This window comes from Gordonia sp. G4 (assembly GCF_057770005.1).
Genome location: NZ_CM173442.1, coordinates 4,036,221 through 4,054,530, shown reverse-complemented (window position 1 = coordinate 4,054,530; position 18,310 = coordinate 4,036,221). Strand labels below are relative to the sequence as shown.

The following is an 18,310-nucleotide window of genomic DNA, read 5'->3' as shown; positions in this document are numbered from 1 at the left end:
CTCACATCAGTTCGCGGGCGAGTCGGACGACGACGGCATCGGCCACGGTGTCGGGGTCGGCGTCGGCATCGACGTCGAAGGTGCACATCGCCTCGTAGGTGGCCGTCCGTTCGGCGAGCAGTTCGGCGTACCGGGCGGCAGGGTCCGCCGACGCCAGGAGCGGGCGATCGGTCCCGGAGACGCGCTCGTATCCGCGCTCGGGCGAGACCCGAAGGTATACAACGCGATGATCGGTCAGGGCCTCCCGGACACCGGCGGTGGTGACCGCTCCGCCGCCGAGCGACACCACGCCACCATGGTTGTCCAGGACGTCGGTGACGACGTTCTCCTCGATCGTCCGGAACGCCTCGACGCCATCGGACACGAAGATCTCCGGGATGCTGCGCCCGGTCCGTCGGACGAGCTCGACATCGGTGTCGATGAAGTCGACGCCGAGCCGATCGGCGAGCACGCGCCCGACCGTGGACTTCCCGGCCCCCATGAAGCCGATCAGCACGGCCGCCGGACGACGACCCGTCGTCGTACGCGTCGGGGTCGGGGGCGGGGTCGGCGGTACCGGGGGCTGGGTCATGCCCGGGGCGGGCGCGCGTCGACGGCAGCCCGGTAGGCGGCGAGATTCGCGGCGGTCTCGGTGACCGAGTCCCCGCCGAACTTCTCCAGCGCGGCTTGGGCCACGACGAGTGCGACCATCGCCTCGGCGACCACACCCGCCGCGGGCACGGCGCAGACGTCGGAACGCTGGTGGATCGCGCTGGCCGTCTCCCCCGTCGACATGTCGATCGTCGACAGTGCGCGCGGCACCGTCGAGATCGGCTTCATGGCGATGCGTACGCGGAGGTCCTCGCCGTTGGTCATGCCGCCCTCGAGCCCGCCGGCACGGTTGGTCGAGCGCAGCACACCGTCGGCGCCGGGCACCATCTCGTCATGGGCCTCGCTGCCTCGGCGGCGGGCGGTGGTGAAGCCGTCGCCGACCTCGACGCCCTTGATGGCCTGGATGCCCATCAGCGCGGCCGCCAGTCTGGCGTCCAGTCGGGTCTCACCGCTCACGTGCGAACCGAGGCCGACCGGCACTCCGGTCGCGACGATCTCGACCACGCCGCCGAGGGTGTCGCCGTCCTTCTTCGCCGCCTCGATCTCGGCGATCATCGACTTCTCGGCGTCGGAGTCGAAGGCGCGGACCGGACTGGCGTCGATGGCTTCGAGGTCGGAGATGCGGGGTGGCGGACCGACATACGGATCGCTCGCGCCGATCGAGATGACGTGGGAGACGATGTCGATGCCGAGCACCTGACGGAGGAAGTTACGGGCGACGGTGCCGGCCGCGACGCGTGCCGCGGTCTCCCGAGCGCTGGCGCGTTCGAGCACCGGGCGGGCGTCGTCGAAGCCGTACTTGAGCATGCCCGAGTAGTCGGCGTGGCCGGGCCGGGGACGGGTCAGCGGTGCGTTGCGGGCGCTGCCCTCGAGTTCGGCGGCGTCCACGGGGTCGGCTGCCATCACCGTCTCCCACTTGGGCCACTCGGTGTTGCCGATCTCGATGGCGACCGGGCCGCCCATGGTCTGGCCGTGGCGGACCCCGCCGAGCACAGTCACCTTGTCGGCCTCGAACTTCATCCGAGCACCGCGGCCGTAGCCGAGTCGGCGGCGAGCCAGTTGCTCGCCGATGTCGGACGAGGTGACCTCGACGCCGGCCACCATGCCCTCGACGATGGCGACCAGGGCGGGACCGTGGGATTCTCCGGCAGTTATCCAGCGCAACACAGTGGACGATTGTTCCATGCTCCCGCACCCCGTCCGACGGCGGCGCCGAACCACGGGTAGCTCCTGTCACAGCAGACCGGCGACGACGATCGTCGCGGCGACGAGCGCCGGTCCGTGCGGATGCGCGCCCGTACCGGCGGGGTCCCGCCGACCCATCCGGTCGGTGACCACCGTGCCCGCCGCGATGAGCGAGGCGAGCGCCACCACGAGAAGCGCGGCATCCCAGCGCAGGGCGAGCGCACCGCAGGCCGCGGCGAGCTTGACGTCTCCGCCGCCGCACCATCGCATGCCGAACGCGAACGCGTACGGGGTCGCCGCCGTCAGTGCGGCCACCGCCGCCCCCGGATGAACCAGGCACGCGCCCATCGCACCGCAGATGCCCGGCCAGACGAGCACGTTCGGGATCCGGTGGGTGTCGGCATCGGTCACGGCGATGACCGACAGCCACAGCAAGATCACGCACTCGCCCATGGGCCGAGCATGGCGCGACATCGGCACCTCGCCGCCGGTCCGTTCACAAGCCCCACATCCTGTGGACGGTCTCGGAACGACCAGGCGTCAGTCTGCGCTCAGGGCCTCGATCATCGCCTCGCGGGGCGCGGGGAGCCCGGTGAACAGCTCGACCTGCCGGAAGGCCTGGTTGACCAGCATGACCAGACCGCCGACGACGGTTCCGCCGGCCGCGTCGACCGCGGTCGCGAGAGGCGTCGGCCAGGGGTCGTAGATCACGTCCACGACCTTGCGCGCCCGCGCCACCGCCGATGTCAGGCAGGCGGCCGCCTGGGCGGGCACGGTCGACACGACGACCGCGGAGTCGCGGCACCGGCGGTCGAGGGGCTCGCCGGGTTCGAAGGGCAGGATGTCGCCGCTCATGCCCAACCGTTCACAGAGGTCGAGGACGGGTGCGGCGCGCCCGGCGTCTCGGGCGACGACCACGACGTCGGTGACGCCGGCGTCGTCGAGCGCCATGATCGTCGGCAGGGCGGTTCCGCCCGCCCCGACGACCACGGCGAGAGGTGTTGTCCCGGAATCAATGTCGGCACCGATCGCGAGATCGTTGAGGGCACCCGACATGCCGTCGATGTCGGTGCAGTCGGCGCGCCATCCGGACGGCACCCGGACGAGGGTGTTGGCCGACCCGACCAACTCCGCGCGCTCGGTGCGTTCGGTGGCGAAGTCGAGGGCAGCGCGTTTGTTCGGCATGGTGACCGAGAACCCGATGAAGTCGGCGTCCGCGCGGGAGACGATCTCCGGCAGGCGCTCGGCGGTGCACTCGATCCGGTCGTACCGCCAATCGGCGAGCCCCAGCGCCCGATAGGCGGCGAGATGGACGCGCGGTGACCGCGAATGGGTGATCGGCGAACCCAGGACCGCGGCCCGACGGTGGTCGCCGTGCGGGGAACGGACGTCGGCGGGCACGGTGTTCACGGCGGGTCCGCTGGTCACTGACTACATCCCGTGGCCACCAGCTTGTTGCGGCAGGCGACCTCGCGATTGCGCTTGTGGTCTTCGAAGGTGTTGGCGAACAACGTGGTCCCGGCGGTGTCGACGGTGACGAAGTACAGCCAGCCCCCCGGGGCGGGGTCGAGCATCGCCTCGAGAGCCGGTACGCCCACCGCCGCGATCGGTGTGGGCGGCAACCCCTTGTAGCGGTAGGTGTTCCATTCGTTGTCGTTCTTGTACGCCTCGCCGTGCACATCGATGTTCGTGATGTCGGCGGTGTAGTTCTGCGTCGAGTCCATCTGCAGCAGCTGGTCGCGGTCGAGGCGGTTGCGGATGACCCGCGCGACCTTCGGCGCGTCCTCGACGTGGCGGACCTCACGCTCCACGATCGACGCCGCGATCAGCGTCTCGTACGGCTCGAGCCCGGAGTTGTTGCGGTCCAGCAGTCCCCACTGCTCGAACATCGACCCGCTCTGGGAGATCATCTCCTGCAGGATCTGCGTGGCGGTGTGATCGGGTTCCACGCGCTCCCAGGTGGTCGGTGCGATCAGCCCTTCGATTCGACGGTGATCGCCTGTCATCCCGGCGACGTTCTGACGGGCCCATTCGGGTACGCCGAGTTCCTCCGGCGTGGCCTCGGCCGCGGCCTTCTCGAGGTCGGCGACGGTCACACCCTCCTGCTGACCGTTGACCGAGAACGACGTGGCGTTCTCGATCAGCTGGAAGATCCCCGGGGTGACCTTGCCGTCGATACCGGTCTTCGAATCGAGTTGCAGCCCCGGCGGGATCACCACTCGCCCGACACGGTGCTCGGCTCCGTCGTCGGTGAGCATCTCCACGGCGGTGGTCGCCGGAATCTGGGTGCGCATCTTGTACAGCCCGCCGGAGATCGGCTGTCCGCCGGCGGCATCGACGAACGCCCGCACGCTGCCGACCACGTCGGCGTCGACGAGGATGCGGCCGAAGTCGGCGAGTGTGGAGTTGTCCGGGATGTCGACGACGACGTCGCCCGCACCGGCGGCGTTGGTGTAGTCCTTGCGGGACTCGAGCAGGCCGGTCGCGCGCACGCCGTAGTAGCCGACGCCGGTGATCAGCGCGAGCATGAAGACGATCGCGATCGCCAGCACCGCACGACGCTTCCCGCGGCTGCGCTTGCGGCGCGGAGCCCGGCGCGTCTGCTGCGCTGCCTCGGCGTCGTCGACCCCGGCCCACCAGTCGTCGTGCTCCTCGGCCTCCCGGACGGGTGCAGGGGTGACCGGGCCCGGGTCGCGCACCGTACGCGCGGTGTCGGCAGGCCGGTCCTGGCGCGGGTCGCCGTAGCTCTCTTCGGCGTAGCTCTCTTCGGGGTAGTGCTCGTCGCCGTGGTGTTCGTCGCGGTAGTTCTCGTTGCCGTAGCCAGGGTCGGCGTAGTCGTCCTGCTCTTTCCCCGCGGATTCGTATCCGGCGGGGGCAGAACGGAATCCCTCGTTGCGGGCGCCACGGACGGGCGGTTCGGGAGTGGCCGGGCGAGCCATCGTGAAGTCGGTGTCGACGTCGTCATCGACCCGCGGCCGCTGAGGCGGGGCCGGTCGAGGCGGGGCGGGGGGCGGCGTGGGTGCCTGTCCCGGCGGGATGCGGACCGGTGTCGCGCGCGGTCCGGGCGTCCCGGTGACCGGTCGCGCCTGTTCGGCCGGCGGGACGGGCGGCGGGGCCGGCCGACGACCGGCCGAGTCCCCGGATTCCGGGCCGGTCCGACGCCGACGGTGCCGCGTGTGCGGGGACCCGGCGGCCGGCTGGGTGAAGTACCGCAGACGCTCGGGGTCCATGCCCTCGGTGCGGCGGCCCTGGCCGTCGCGGTGGCGTGTGCGACGCCGATCGTCGGTCACCGGAGGCTCCCCTGACTCACCGTCGTGCATCCAACCACCCCTGAAGAATAGCGACCGCCGCGGCCTGGTCGATCACCGCGCGTGAGGACTTCACCGTCCGGCCGCTGGCGTGCAGTGCCTGCTGTGCGGTCACCGTCGTGAAACGTTCGTCGTGCCAGTGCACCGCCACCGGGTCGATCCGGGTCGCGAGACGGTCCCCGAAGGCACGCGCGGTCTCCGCCGCCGCGCCCGCGGTGTTCTTGAGGGTCTTCGGCAGCCCCACGACCACGCCGACGGCCTCGTACTCGGCGACCAGGGCGGCGATCCGGTCGAGATCGTCTGCGCCCGTGGGAGTCCGACGCACGGTCTCGACCGGCGTGGCGAGGATGCCGTCGGGGTCACACACGGCGACGCCGATCCGCACGCTCCCGACGTCGATGCCGAGGAGTCGTCCTCGGGTCCGCGGCGCAGCGTCGGGCCGGGCTTGCGGGTCGGGCATCAGGCGACGAACTCACGGATGCGGATCAGCGCGGCGTCGATCCCGGACGGATCGGTGCCGGCGCCCTGGGCCAGGTCCGGCTTGCCACCGCCACGGCCGCCGAGCAGCGGCGCGACCTCCTTGACGAGGTCGCCGGCCTTGATCCCGGCATCACGGGCGGCCGCGGTGGTGGCGATCACGAACGGCACCTTGGCCTCCGGCCCGTCACCGCTCGGCGAGAAGAGCGCTATCACCGCCTGGCGGTCGGCGACCCGGCCACGAAGGTCGGTCACCACCGAACGTAGCCCGTTGGCGTCCAGGCCCGGCACCCGGCCCTCGACCACGAGGGTGGCACCGACGGTCGTCGCGGTGTCGAGGAGACCGGACACCGCGGCCCGCGCGGCTTCGGCACGCACCCGCTCGAGTTCCTTCTCGGCGTCGCGCAGTTTGGTGACGAGCTGCTCGACGCGCCCGGGCACCTCCTCCGACGGCACCTTCAACGACGAGGCCAGGCCGGCGAGCAGAGCCCGCTCCTTCGACAGGAATCGGAACGAGTCCATGCCGACATACGCCTCGACGCGCCGGACCCCGGAACCGACCGAGGACTCTCCGATCAGTGTGATCGGTCCGATCTGCGACGACGACGCGACGTGCGTGCCGCCGCACAGCTCCATCGAGAAGGGCCCGCCGATCTCGACGACGCGGACGACGTCACCGTAGTTCTCGCCGAACAGCGCCATCGCGCCCATCGCCTTGGCCTCGGACAGCCCGGTCTCGAATGTGTTGACCTGGTAGTTCGCCTCGACCGCGGCGTTGCTGATCTCCTCGATCTCGCGGCGCTGGGCCTCGGTCACCGGACCGGTGGCATTGAAGTCGAAACGCAGGTAGCCGGGACGGTTCAGCGAACCGGCCTGTGTCGCACCGGGGCCGAGGACCTCGCGGAGCGCGGCGTGGACCATGTGGGTCCCCGAGTGCCCCTGGGTGGCGCCGTGCCGCCACGCCGTGTCGACCGCAGCCAGGACCTCGTCGCCCTCCTCGATCTCGCCCTCGTCGATGCGCACCTTGTGCAGCCACACCGATTTGCCGACCTTCTGCACGTCGGTGACCGACATGCGCACACCCGAGCCGGTGGTGATGGTGCCGACGTCGGCCATCTGACCGCCGGATTCGGCGTAGAGCGGCGTCCGGTCGAGGACGACCGTCAGTTCCTGTCCGGCGGACGCGGCGGGCAGCCGGGCACCGTCGGCGACGAGGCCGAGCACCCGCGCCTCCGACACGAGCTCGTCGAAACCGGTGAACTCGGTGGGCCCGCGGTCGAGGAAGTCGCGGTACACACTGAGGTCCGCGTGTCCGGTCTTGCGGGCGGTGGCGTCGGCCTTGGCGCGCTGCTTCTGCTCGGCCATGAGGGAGGTGAAGCCCTCCTGGTCGACCGCGAGACCGGCCTCGGCCGCCATCTCCAGGGTCAGGTCGATCGGGAAGCCGTAGGTGTCGTGCAGCGTGAAGGCGTCAGACCCACTGATGGTCGTGCGCGACGCGCTCTTGGTGGCGGTCGCCGCGTCGGCGAACAGCTTCGAACCCGCGGCGAGGGTCTTGGAGAACGAGGTCTCCTCGCCCACCGCCACGTCGACGATGTGCCGGCGCTGCGTCTCCAGCTCGGGGTACGACGGCGACATCAGGTCGATGACCTTACCGATGATCGCGCCCATGGTGGGCTCATTGTCGGCGGTACCGAGAAGACGCATCGACCGCACGACCCGGCGCAGCAGACGACGCAAGACGTACCCGCGGCCGTCGTTTCCGGGCAGCACACCGTCGCCGATCAGCATGGCCGAGGTCCGCGCGTGGTCGGCGACCACGCGGAACCGGACGTCGTCGGCGTGCGAACCGGCACCGTATGCGCGCCCGGACAGCTGCGCGGCGAGGTCGATGATCGGCTTGCACAGGTCGGTCTCGTAGACGTTGTCCACGCCCTGCAGCAGACACGCCACGCGCTCGACGCCCATGCCGGTGTCGATGTTCTGCTTGGGCAGCGGGCCCAGGATCTCGTAGTTGTCCTTGCCGCCGCCGGGACCGCGGACGTTCTGCATGAAGACGAGATTCCAGATCTCGATGTAGCGGTCCTCGTCGGCCTCCGGGCCGCCCTCGACGCCGTAGTCGGGTCCGCGGTCGTAGAAGATCTCCGAGCACGGCCCGCAGGGGCCGGGCACGCCCATCGACCAGTAGTTGTCCTTCATCCCGCGCCGCTGGATGCGCTCGGCCGGCACACCGATCTCGTCGCGCCAGATTGCCTCGGCCTCGTCGTCGTCGAGGTAGACCGTCGGCCACAGCTTCTGCGGGTCGATCCCGTAGCCGCCGTCCTCGACGCTGTTGGTCAGCAGCGTCCAGGCGAACGTGATGGCCTCGCGCTTGAAATAGTCGCCGAAGGAGAAATTGCCCGCCATCTGAAAGAAGGTGTTGTGGCGGGTGGTGATGCCGACCTCGTCGATGTCGAGGGTCCGGACACACTTCTGCACGCTGGTCGCCCGCGAGTAGGGCGGGGTCTGCTCACCCAGGAAGAACGGCTTGAACGGGACCATGCCGGCGTTGACGAACAGGAGGTTGGGATCGTCGAGCAGCAACGAAGCGCTCGGCACCTCGGTGTGCCCGGCCTTGATGAAGTGGTCCAGAAAGCGCTTCCGGATGTCATGCGTCTGCACTGTGGGTCTCGTCCTCGCCGTTGGTGGTAGCGGCCGTTGATGTCGCGACATCCCAGACTACCGTCGGCGGGTCGCCGCAGAGCGGAGGGACTCTCGACCGCGACGACGTCGTCGCGGACCGTCAGCGGGACCGGCGCCGTGAGACCGCGCCGCGCACGATCGACCGCAACTTCGCGACCCGCGGCCCGATCTCGCGCTCCAGACCGTGGTCGGTGGGGACGTAATAGTCCCTGCCGACGAGTTCGTCGGGCGGATACTGTTGCGGTACAACACCATCGGGGTCGTCGTGCGGGTATCGGTAGGCGACGCCGTTGCCGAGCTTCTTGGCTCCCGGATAGTGACTGTCGCGCAGGTGGGCCGGAACCGCGCCGGCCTTGCCCGACTCGACATCGGCGAGGGCGGCGCCGATGGCCGAGACCACACCGGCCGACTTCGGCGCCGTCGCGAGATGGATGGTCGCCTGGGTGAGCGCCAGTTTGGCCTCCGGCATCCCGACGAGGTTCACGACCTGGGCGGCCGCGACCGCGGACTGCAGGGCCGTCGGGTCGGCCATCCCGATGTCCTCGCTGGCGTGGATCATCAGGCGCCGTGCGATGAAGCGCGGGTCCTCCCCCGCCGCGATCATCCGCGCGAGATAGTGCACGGCGGCGTCGACGTCGGAACCACGGATGGACTTGATGAACGCGCTCGTCACGTCGTAGTGCTGATCGCCGTCCCGGTCGTAGCGCACCGCGGCGCGGTCGATGGCGGTCTCCACGTCGGCGAGGTCGATGCGGTCGGTCGAGTCGGCACTGGCCTCGAGGGCGGTCAGCGCCCGGCGCGCGTCCCCGCCCGACACCGCGACGAGGTGGTCATAGGCGGCGTCGGTGACCTCGACCTTGCCGTCCAGCCCGCGCGGGTCGGCGACCGCCCGGGTGAGCACCTCCCGGATGTCGGAATCGGTCAGCGACCGCAGCTGCAGCACCAGGGATCGGGACAACAGCGGTGCGACCACGGAGAACGACGGATTCTCGGTCGTGGCGGCGACGAGCAGGACGATGCGGTTCTCCACGGCGTCGAGCAACGCGTCCTGCTGCGTCTTGGAGAACCGATGCACCTCGTCGATGAACAGGACCGTCTGCTGACCGCCGGACCTGGCATCACCGATGAGGCGGCGCCGGGCCACGTCGATGACCGCACGTACCTCTTTGACCCCGGCAGTCAGCGCGGACAGGGCCTCGAAACGGCCGCCGGTGGCTCGCGCGATGAGCGAGGCCATCGTGGTCTTGCCGGTCCCGGGCGGCCCGTAGAGCAGCACCGACGCCGCGCCCGAACCGCTGATCAGCTTCCGCAGCGGCGAGCCGGTCCCGAGAAGGTGTTGCTGCCCGACGATCTCGTCGAGGGTCTGTGGCCGCATCCGGACCGCCAGGGGTGCCGACGGAGACGGCGGGGCGGTGAGGCCCCCGGCGGCACCACGCCCACCGGAGCCGGCCCGAGGGTCGTCGGGTGGGTCGAACAGTCCGTCCACGAGCGGGTCAGGCCAGCCAGATGCGCTGTAGCGCGACGCCCATCGCGGTCGCGAACACGGCGATCTCGTCGTCACCCGCACGTCCCGCCGCGGCGGCGAGATCGGTCCAGCGGCTGACGATCACGCGCGGGTCGTTCGTGTGCAGGGCCCAGTCGTGGGTGAAACCGGACGCGCCGAAGTCGGCCACGTCGAAGTCGGCGTCGGCGTGATCGGCCTCCGGATCGCCCGGCAGCATCCACACCGTCGACAGCCACACCCAGAGCTGACGGGCGAGCAGCACCTTGCGCTGCATCTCCCGCTCGTGGGCGAGTGCCGGCCAGATCGAATGCACCTCCGAGCGCCAGGCGTCGACCATCGACACCTCGAGGTCGGTGGCACGAGCGGAGGCCCGGGGCGGCAGCTGCGCGGTGATGGTGACGACCGCGTAGGCGATGTCGAGGGTCGCGTCGCGGAATCCGCCCCACTCGTAGTCCATGAACTGCACGCCGTCGTCGTTCAGCAGGATGTTCTCCGGACCGACGTCGGAGGGACTGAACGCACGGTGGTCGCCCTCGTCGAACAGCGTGGCCGCGGTACGCAGGGATTCCACCACCCGGTCCGGGACCACGACGTCGAGGGCCGCGGCGTGCCCCACCACCGAGTCGATCGACCGCAGTGCCTCGTCGCGCAGGATGTCGCGTCCGTGCATGCCCGACGGTCCGCGGCGCAGCAGCGCGAGGAAGTCCCCTTCGCCGCCGACCGTCGCCGCGTGCATCCGGCCGAGGGCCTGACCCCAGGCGCTGACCGCGCGGGAGGTCTCGACCGGGTCGACGCCGGCGAGATACTCGAGCATCGAACGGCCGTGGCCGAGGTCGGAGAGGACCATGATGCGCAGGTCCGGATCCGACGCGATGAGCTGCGGGCCCGGGCGTGACTCGTTCGGCAGCGCCGTCGCGTACTTGTAGGACGCGATCTCCCGATGGAAGGCCTGCGGGTCCTCGTGTTCGGGAAGAGCCTTGATCACGAGTGATCGGTCCAGGCTCAGAGGATTCTGGGCGACCCGGACCCGCACCACCGTCGTGCGTCCGCTGCCACCGAGGTCCTCGGGATCGTCGAGGACCACTGCTGATCCGGCGCGGTGTGACAGCAGCGCCTCTGCCGCCCGCACCACGCTGGTGATGCGGCTTTCCGTAATGACCGTCATGTCGCCCACCAACCTACCCGTTGCAACGATGTCGCAACAGCAATATTCGTTCATCTGTATCACGTCGCAGCTGACAAATCGCCGAACCGGTTGCCGAACACACTGCGGCAGAACGGATCACCAGGTGGGTCATCAGACCGTGCCCCGTTCAGCCCGGCGTGAGGCCATCCGTCGGGCTGACGTCCACCGAGACGTCGATGCGGCTCTTCGTGGAGTCGGTGTAGATGACCCCGCGAAGCGGCGGCACGTCGTCGTAATCACGTCCCCACGCCAGCGTGACGTGACGTTCGTCGACCAGCTTGTCGTTGGTCGGGTCGAAGGGCAGCCACCGGCCGTCGGGCATCCAGACCGCAGCCCATGCGTGGCTGGCGTCGGCACCGTAGACCTTTTCTCTGCCGGGGGGCGGTTCGGTCGCGAGATAGCCCGACTCGTACCTGGCGGCCAGGCCCTGCGACCGCAGGCAGGCGATCGCGACCCGCGCGAAGTCCTGGCAGACGCCCTCGCGCCGCTGCAGGACGGTGTCGACCCGAGTGGTGATGGCCGTCGAACCCGACCGGTAGGTGAAGTCGGCGAAGATCCGTGAGGTGAGGTCGGTGACGGCCTCGACGAGCGGACGGCCCGGGGTGAAGACCCCGGCGGCGTACTCGCGGACCGCGTCGGTGATCTCGGGCGGATCGAGATCGAGGACGAATTCGGCAGCCAGGGCGCTCTCCCGGCCGTCGACGACGCAGGGTCGTGCCTGTTCCCACGGCGTCCGGGCCGCCGGGCTCAGGAGCACACCCGGGTCCACGGAATCCACCTCGACGACCGACCGCGCGGTGACGGTCAGCTCGCGATGCGAGGTCCGGACGTGGAAGTAGCTGTCGTGGTTGCCGTACACGTCGAGCCCGGTCGACCGGTCGTCGGGTTCGGGCTCGATCTCCAGCGATGTCGAGTGCACGCGCTGGCCCGGCAGGTCGCGCGGGGTCAGGTGACAACGCCCGTACGACGACGACACGTCGTCGTCGTAGGTGTAGCTCGTCCGGTGCATCACGCGGTAGACACGCGAACTCACGACTGCCCACCTGCCCAGATCGGTCGCGCCTGGCGCGGGGTGGCGAAGCGGGTCCGGGTCAGCAGGTCGGAGAGCTCGGTGGCACCGGTGCGCAGCGTCGTCATCAGTTCGACGAGTTCAGGGCGCCTGCGGTCGGCGTCGACGCGCACCAGGTCGGCGGGGTCACCGCGACGCAGCTCGGCGATCATGTCCTGGACGGCTCGTTCGGCACCGGCCGACCGAAGGGTCTCCGGTACCGAGGACAGGTCGGCGTTCATCCGCTCCAGGCAGAAGATCATCGATCTCGGATTGGTCGGGTCGAAGAGCAACAGCTCGGCGACACTGGCCGGTTGGTACAGACCGCGATTGCGGCGGCGATAGATGACCGACGACTCGTTGGCCACCAGGTACGACTCCAGCAGCGTCTGCTCGACGTCGGTGTCCTGCGCCTCGGCGAACATCGCGCGCGTGAGGTCGGCGAGGGTGACCGCCCGTTCGATGCGTCGGCCGACGTCCATGAACATCCAGCCCGGGTCGTGCACCATCGACTCGGCCTGCAGTCCGGTGAGGGCCAGGACGCCATGCAGGATCTCGTCATGTGCGCGGGCCAGGTCGGGTCCGAGATCGAGTGCGGCGTCGCCGACACCGGCGTCGGCGTCGGTGCGCGACCGGGCGACCAGCCGGGTCGTGCTCGCCATGATCCGTTCGACGGGCGCGAGCACCATCCAGGTGCTGGTCGACATCTGATCCCGGACCGCCCGGGCCGTACTCAGAAGCCGGTCGACCGAATACGCGATGGTCCCGGGCACCGACCGCGACACGGTGAGGTCGGCCATCTTCTCGATCGCCTCGTTCACCTGGTCGGGCGACGGCGGCCGGTCCGATCCCGACATCAGGAGATCGGCGGTGTCGAGGTAGCGCGCGGTGCCCGTCACCGTGGCGACGGCGTGCAGCAGCAGCGGCACCGCCGGTGTTCCCGACATCCACGGGCGGTACTGGAAGTCCTGATACCGCTCGCGGGACACCTTGGCCAGTCGCGTCACCAGCTCGGTCCGTTCGCCGTAGCGGCCCAGCCAGAACAGGTCCGCCAGCACACGAGGGCTGGCCGCGGCCGCGACGTCGGAGTATTCACGGGTCACCGGACGCCCCGCCGCACCCGCGGCGACCTCGGCGGCCGGCTCGCCGCGCGTCTCCGAACGGCGCGATATGTGCCCGCCCACCTCGGTGCTGGTGACCCAGACGTCCTTGGCGGCAACCACATGGTGAGCAGCACCCTCGACCCCGTCGGCGAGGACCGCGCCCAACCCGCCCGGCATCACCGCGTAGCCGGGACCCTGCGCGACGCTGAAGGCGCGGACCGACACCGGTGCCGCGCGCAGCGTCGCCGGTGGACCGCCGGAACCACTGCCGGGGGTGACCGTGGGGGCCACCGAGAACGCCTCGAGGTCGCGCGCCACCCACTGCCACGTCTGCGCCTCGATCCGGGCGTCGAGCTCGGCGCGATCGGCAGCGGCGAGCAGCGGACCGATGAACTCCTCCCCCGTGCACGTGTTGGTCAGCACCAGGGAGGCCAGCCGGTCACGGATCAGACCGCGCTGCAGCCGATCTCCCGCCCAGTGGGTGGTGACCGACCTCAACCGCAGATCCTCGTCGAGCAGGACCGGCGCCAGACGCTCCAGCACGGTGTGCAGCGCCGGGTTCTCCAGGACGCCCGAGCCGAGGGTGTTGAGGACCGTCACGGTGCCGCGCGAGATCGCCTCGACCAGGCCCGCGACGCCGAGCTGGGAGTCCGTCCGCAGGTCGAGCGGATCCGCGTAGGCGGCGTCGACGCGCCGCAACAACACGTCCACGCGCTTGTACCGGCCCAGCGATCGCATGTAGACCGCACCGTCGCGGACGGTGAGATCGGCACCTTCGACGAGCGGGAAGCCGAGCACCGAGGCGAGATAGGCCTGGTCGAACGCGGTCTCGGACATGCTGCCCGGACTGAGGACCGCCACCGTCGGGTCGTCGACCCCCGGCGGCGCGTACTCGGTGAGCGCCAGCCGCATCGTGGCGGCGAAGTTGGCCATCGGCCGTGGCGCGCACGCCTGGAACAGCTGCGGGAAGGTCTTCGACATCAGCCGGCGACCGACGATCGCGTACCCGACGCCCGACGGCGCCTGGGTGCGATCGCGGTAGGCGACGAATTCGCCGTCGGGGGTTCGCGAGATGTCGACCGCGTGCAGGAACAAGGCATGCGGGCCGGCGACCTCCAGGCGCGCGGCCTTGCGGATGTACCCCGGATGCCCGAAGACCATCTCGGGCGCGACGAGTCCGGCGGCGATTGTCTTCTGATCTCGATAGAGGTCACGCAGCAGCAGGTCCAGCAGCATAGAACGCTGCGTGATGGCCTTCTCGAGTTCGGCCCACTCGACGCCGTCGACGACCAGCGGCACCGCGTCGACCTCCCAGTCGCGGGTCACGGTGTCGCGGCCGTCGAACTCGTTGTAGACCACGCCGTCGTCGCTCACCGCGGCGGCTAGCCGGGCGGCGGAATCCCGGAGGCGGTCGGGTCCGCGCAGCTGGTAGATGCGGGCCAGGTCCGCCCATGCCGGGCGGATTTCCCCACCGGGTTCCAGGAGTTCGTCGTAGGAGTCGAGCGGCCGGCCCGGATCGAAGAGAGTGTGGCCCTCGGCGCGGTAGCGGTCGAACACCGCGGAAGCGCTGCCCGGCGAAGAGGTCACCGAAGAACTGTACGTGCCCGCCGGAGGTCGAGGATTCCGGGCACCCCGAAGTCGATGGCCTGCCGGGACTGCCGCTCGCGCAACAGTCCGACGTCGACGGTGCCCGTGGTGTGTCCGGCGGCCTCGAACCGCCCGTTGCGCCGCGATTCGGCCTCGACGGCGTTGACCGGCGGACGATCGTAGGCGCGTCCGCCGGGGTGCACGACGTGATAGGTCGCGCCGCCCACCGACCGGCCGTTGACCGTGTCGATCAGGTCGAAGGTCAGCGGGGTGTCGATGGTGATCGTCGGGTGCAGCGAGCTCGGCGGCTGCCAGGCCCGGAAGCGGATGCCGGCCACGCGCTCGCCGGTACGTCCCGTGGCACGCAGCGGGATCGGGAACCCGTTGCAGGTCAGCAGATATCGATCGTCCTCGCCGCCCAGGACCCGCACCTGTACGCGTTCGACGGAGGAGTCCACGTACCGGGCGGTGCCGGTTCCGGTCGACTCCTCCCCCAGCGTGTTCCACGGTTCGATGGCACTGCGCAACTCGATCTCCTGGTCGCGGATCTGCACGGTCCCCAGACGCGGGAAGCGGAATTCGGTGAACGGATCGAGCCACGCGGTCTCGAACGGGTAGCCGGCCTCGCGCAGTTCCTCGGCGACCAGCGCGATGTCGGCGATGACGTAGTGCGGCAACAGGTGTTTGCCGTGCAGGTCACCGCCGTGGCGGATCAGCCGGGCACGGTAGGGCTTCTCCCAGAACCACGACACCAGGCTGCGCACCAGCAGCGACTGCACCATCGCCATCCGGTGGTGCGGCGGCATCTCGAAGGCCCGCAGTTCCAGCAGGCCCAGCCGGCCGCGCACCGAGTCCGGACTGTAGAGCTTGTCGATGCAGAACTCGGCCCGGTGGGTGTTCCCGGTGATGTCGGTCAGCAGGTGTCGCAGCGCCCGGTCGGTGACCCAGGGATTGGGCGGCGCGCCGTCGAATCGCCCGCCGGTGGCGTTCTTGACCGCGAGCCGGTCGATCTCGGCGAAGGCGATCTCCAGTTCGTACAGCGCCGACTCGCGTCCCTCGTCGACGCGCGGTGCCTGCGACGTGGTGCCGATGAACCGGCCGGAGAACAGGTACGACAGCGCGGGATGACGCTGCCAGTAGGTCAGCATCGACACCAGCAGGTCGGGGCGGCGCAGCATCGGCGAATCCGCCGGCGTGACGCCGCCGAGAGTGATGTGGTTGCCGCCGCCCGTGCCGCCGTGGCTGCCGTCGAGATCGAAACTCTCCGTGCCCAGGCGCACCTGTCGCGCGTGCTCGTACAGCGATTCGAGCAGTTCGGACTGCTCGGCGAAACCATGGGTCGGCTGGATGTTGACCTCGACGACGCCCGGGTCCGGGGTCACCGACAACGAGACGAGGCGCGGATCGGCGGGCGGTCCGTATCCCTCGACGACGACCGGCGTCGATGTCGCGGCCGCGGCGTCCTCGACGAGTTCGACGATCGCGAGGTACTCCTCGAGCGTCGAGGTCGGTGGCATGAACACGTGGACCACGCCGCCGCGGACCTCGGCGACGAGGGCCGTGCGCGGGAGGAACTGCGCGGGGTCCACCGCGCGCACGGTGTGGCCCAGGGCCTCCGACGGGTCGGCCGGCAGGTCCTCGTGGCGTGCGGACGGGTCGGCCTCGAACAGTGTCGGCGCCGGACCCCACGACAATGAGTTGAGCGGCAGGCGCAACCCGGCCGGCGAGGTGCCGGGGGTCAGCACGATCCGTCCTCGCCGGGTCGTCCACACCGCGCTCTGCCACGCGGTCCGGTCCTCCGACCGGCTCAACGGCAACAGGTGGGCGCTCGGCTCGGTGACGGCGGCGTCGAGCCGGGCGATCAGCGCTCGCCTGCGGTTGACGGAATCCACTGCCGGCGCGAGGCTCTCGTCGTCGTCGCCCTCCGTCGAATCGGCGTCGACGGCGATCTCGGCCTGCGCGAACGACCGCGCGGCGGGCAGGGTCGGGTCGGTCCCGGGATCACCGGGTGGCATCGCGGCGAGCTCGCGCATGCGCACCAGCGGGTCCTCGTAGGCGGGCACGACCTGGCCGGCCGGGAGCCCGAGCGCCTCGGCGAACGCGGTGAGCAGTTCCCGCGCGGGGCCGGCATCGCCGATGTTCTCCGGATCCGGGCCGTGGGTCTCGGTCTCGATCGCGGCCGCGCACTGTTCCGGCGTCGCCCACGGATCGGCGAGCAGTTGCGGGTCCCGCCAGATCGGCAGACCGTCGGCGCGCCACATCAGTTCGAGCTGCCAGCGCGGGAGCGGTTCGCCGGGATACCACTTGCCCTGGCTGCGCCGGATCAGCCCACCTTGGGCATACGCCTGGTGCAGACGGCCGGCCAGCCGTCCGGCCAGCAACCGTTTGTGCGGGCCGTCCGCCGCGGTCCGCCATTCCGGATCCGTCTGGTTGTCGATGGACACGAATGTCGGCTCGCCACCCATCGTCAGGCGCACGTCGTTGCGTTCCATCCGCTCGTCGACCAGGGCACCGAGGTCGGTCACCCGGTTCCACTGTTCGGCGGTGTAGGGCAAGGTGACGCGCGGGTCCTCGTGGAACCGCGTGACCGTGTTGGTGAAATCGAGTGTCGCGTGGCACGGACCGGTCGATCCGGTGATCGGGGCGGCACCGACGGGGTGTGGGGTGGCGGCCAAGGGAATGTGCCCTTCGCCGGCGAACAACCCGGACGTCGGGTCCAGACCCACCCATCCGGCACCGGGGAGGTACACCTCGGTCCATGCGTGCAGATCGGTGAAGTCGGCGTCGGGACCCGACGGGCCGTCGAGCGACTTCACATCCGAGGTCAGCTGGACGAGATAGCCGGAGACGAAACGCGCCGCGAACCCGAGTTCGCGCAGCAGGGCGACCAGCAACCAGGCCGAGTCCCGGCACGACCCGATGGCGCTGGACAGGGTGTACTCCGGTGATTGAACGCCCGCCTCGAGACGAACCGTGTAGCCGACGGCGTCCCGGACCGCCGCGTTGAGGCGCACGAGGAAGTCGATGACGCGCGTACGACCGGCCGGACGGTGCTTGGCCGCGAACTGCGCGATCTCCGGATGTACTGGTGCACCGGCGAATTCACCTTCGGTGACACCGGCCGGGCGAAGGAAGATCTCCAGGTCGCGCCGTAGTTCCGCGGGATACTCGAACCCGAAGAACTCGGCCCAGTCCTCGATGAAGAAGTCGAACGGGTTGATCGCGGTGAGGTCCGCGACCAGGCTCACGGTGATCCCGAGGGAGTTCGACGGCTCCGGGAACACCAGGCGCGCCAGGTAATTGCTGAACGCGTCCTGCTGCCAGTTCAGGAAATGCGCACCGGGCTCGACGGTGAGCGAGTAGGCCTCGATGGGAGTGCGTGAGTGCGGCGCCGGACGCAGGCGGACGACGTGCGGGTAGATCCTGGTCGGCCGGTCGAAGGAGTACACCGTCCGGTGTTCGAGGGCGACCTTGATCGTCACCGACTGACCTCCCCGCCGGTGCGTGTCACCACGGTCCCGGCAGCCGACTCGGTCCCACCGCTGTGCGCCATGGAGGAGATCTCATCACAGATGACCGGAAGGCGCCGGGTGGCGAGCACCGCGGAAGGACCCGCGGTGGCCGAACTCACGTCCGGCCACC

At 70.2% G+C, this 18,310-nt stretch carries 13 protein-coding genes; all 13 read right to left on the bottom strand.

Features of this window, described 5'->3' with window-relative positions:
- Window position 1: 1 nt before the first annotated feature.
- Window positions 2-571 (bottom strand): shikimate kinase, encoded by a 570-nt coding sequence (locus AC3B5T_RS18245; RefSeq protein ID WP_014926636.1) that lies wholly within the window; start codon window positions 569-571, stop codon window positions 2-4.
- Window positions 568-1,776: a chorismate synthase gene (gene aroC / locus AC3B5T_RS18240; RefSeq protein WP_014926635.1), complete on the bottom strand. Its 1,209-nt coding sequence runs from the start codon at window positions 1,774-1,776 to the stop codon at window positions 568-570. The genes AC3B5T_RS18245 and aroC overlap by 4 nt, the downstream gene beginning before the upstream one ends.
- Before the next feature lie 48 nt (window positions 1,777-1,824).
- Complete coding sequence (locus AC3B5T_RS18235; RefSeq protein ID WP_488358786.1) at window positions 1,825-2,229, bottom strand: prepilin peptidase; 405 nt, start codon at window positions 2,227-2,229, stop codon at window positions 1,825-1,827.
- An 87-nt stretch (window positions 2,230-2,316) separates the two neighbouring features.
- Complete coding sequence (locus tag AC3B5T_RS18230; RefSeq protein WP_488357805.1) at window positions 2,317-3,204, bottom strand: shikimate dehydrogenase; 888 nt, start codon at window positions 3,202-3,204, stop codon at window positions 2,317-2,319.
- A complete protein-coding gene (mltG, locus tag AC3B5T_RS18225) occupies window positions 3,201-5,096 on the bottom strand; it encodes an endolytic transglycosylase MltG (protein ID WP_488357803.1) in 1,896 nt (631 codons plus the stop codon). The genes AC3B5T_RS18230 and mltG overlap by 4 nt, the downstream gene beginning before the upstream one ends.
- Window positions 5,083-5,544 (bottom strand): Holliday junction resolvase RuvX, encoded by a 462-nt coding sequence (ruvX, locus tag AC3B5T_RS18220; protein ID WP_014926631.1) that lies wholly within the window; start codon window positions 5,542-5,544, stop codon window positions 5,083-5,085. Before ruvX ends, mltG begins: the two co-directional genes overlap by 14 nt.
- Window positions 5,544-8,219 (bottom strand): alanine--tRNA ligase, encoded by a 2,676-nt coding sequence (alaS, locus tag AC3B5T_RS18215; protein WP_014926630.1) that lies wholly within the window; start codon window positions 8,217-8,219, stop codon window positions 5,544-5,546. Before alaS ends, ruvX begins: the two co-directional genes overlap by 1 nt.
- A gap of 121 nt (window positions 8,220-8,340) precedes the next feature.
- A complete protein-coding gene (locus AC3B5T_RS18210) occupies window positions 8,341-9,726 on the bottom strand; it encodes a replication-associated recombination protein A (RefSeq protein ID WP_010840957.1) in 1,386 nt (461 codons plus the stop codon).
- A gap of 7 nt (window positions 9,727-9,733) precedes the next feature.
- Entirely contained in the window at window positions 9,734-10,909 is a 1,176-nt protein-coding gene (locus AC3B5T_RS18205; protein ID WP_035716982.1) for a hypothetical protein, read from the bottom strand.
- A 148-nt stretch (window positions 10,910-11,057) separates the two neighbouring features.
- A complete protein-coding gene (locus AC3B5T_RS18200) occupies window positions 11,058-11,963 on the bottom strand; it encodes a transglutaminase family protein (RefSeq protein WP_084817182.1) in 906 nt (301 codons plus the stop codon).
- Window positions 11,960-14,668, bottom strand: coding sequence for a circularly permuted type 2 ATP-grasp protein (locus AC3B5T_RS18195; RefSeq protein WP_055474643.1), 2,709 nt, complete (start codon window positions 14,666-14,668; stop codon window positions 11,960-11,962). The genes AC3B5T_RS18200 and AC3B5T_RS18195 overlap by 4 nt, the downstream gene beginning before the upstream one ends.
- Window positions 14,665-18,150, bottom strand: a complete 3,486-nt coding sequence (locus AC3B5T_RS18190; RefSeq protein ID WP_055474644.1) for a transglutaminase family protein — start codon at window positions 18,148-18,150, stop codon at window positions 14,665-14,667. Before AC3B5T_RS18190 ends, AC3B5T_RS18195 begins: the two co-directional genes overlap by 4 nt.
- A complete protein-coding gene (locus AC3B5T_RS18185; protein ID WP_488357802.1) occupies window positions 18,147-18,299 on the bottom strand; it encodes a hypothetical protein in 153 nt (50 codons plus the stop codon). The genes AC3B5T_RS18190 and AC3B5T_RS18185 overlap by 4 nt, the downstream gene beginning before the upstream one ends.
- Between the last annotated feature and the right edge of the window lie 11 nt (window positions 18,300-18,310).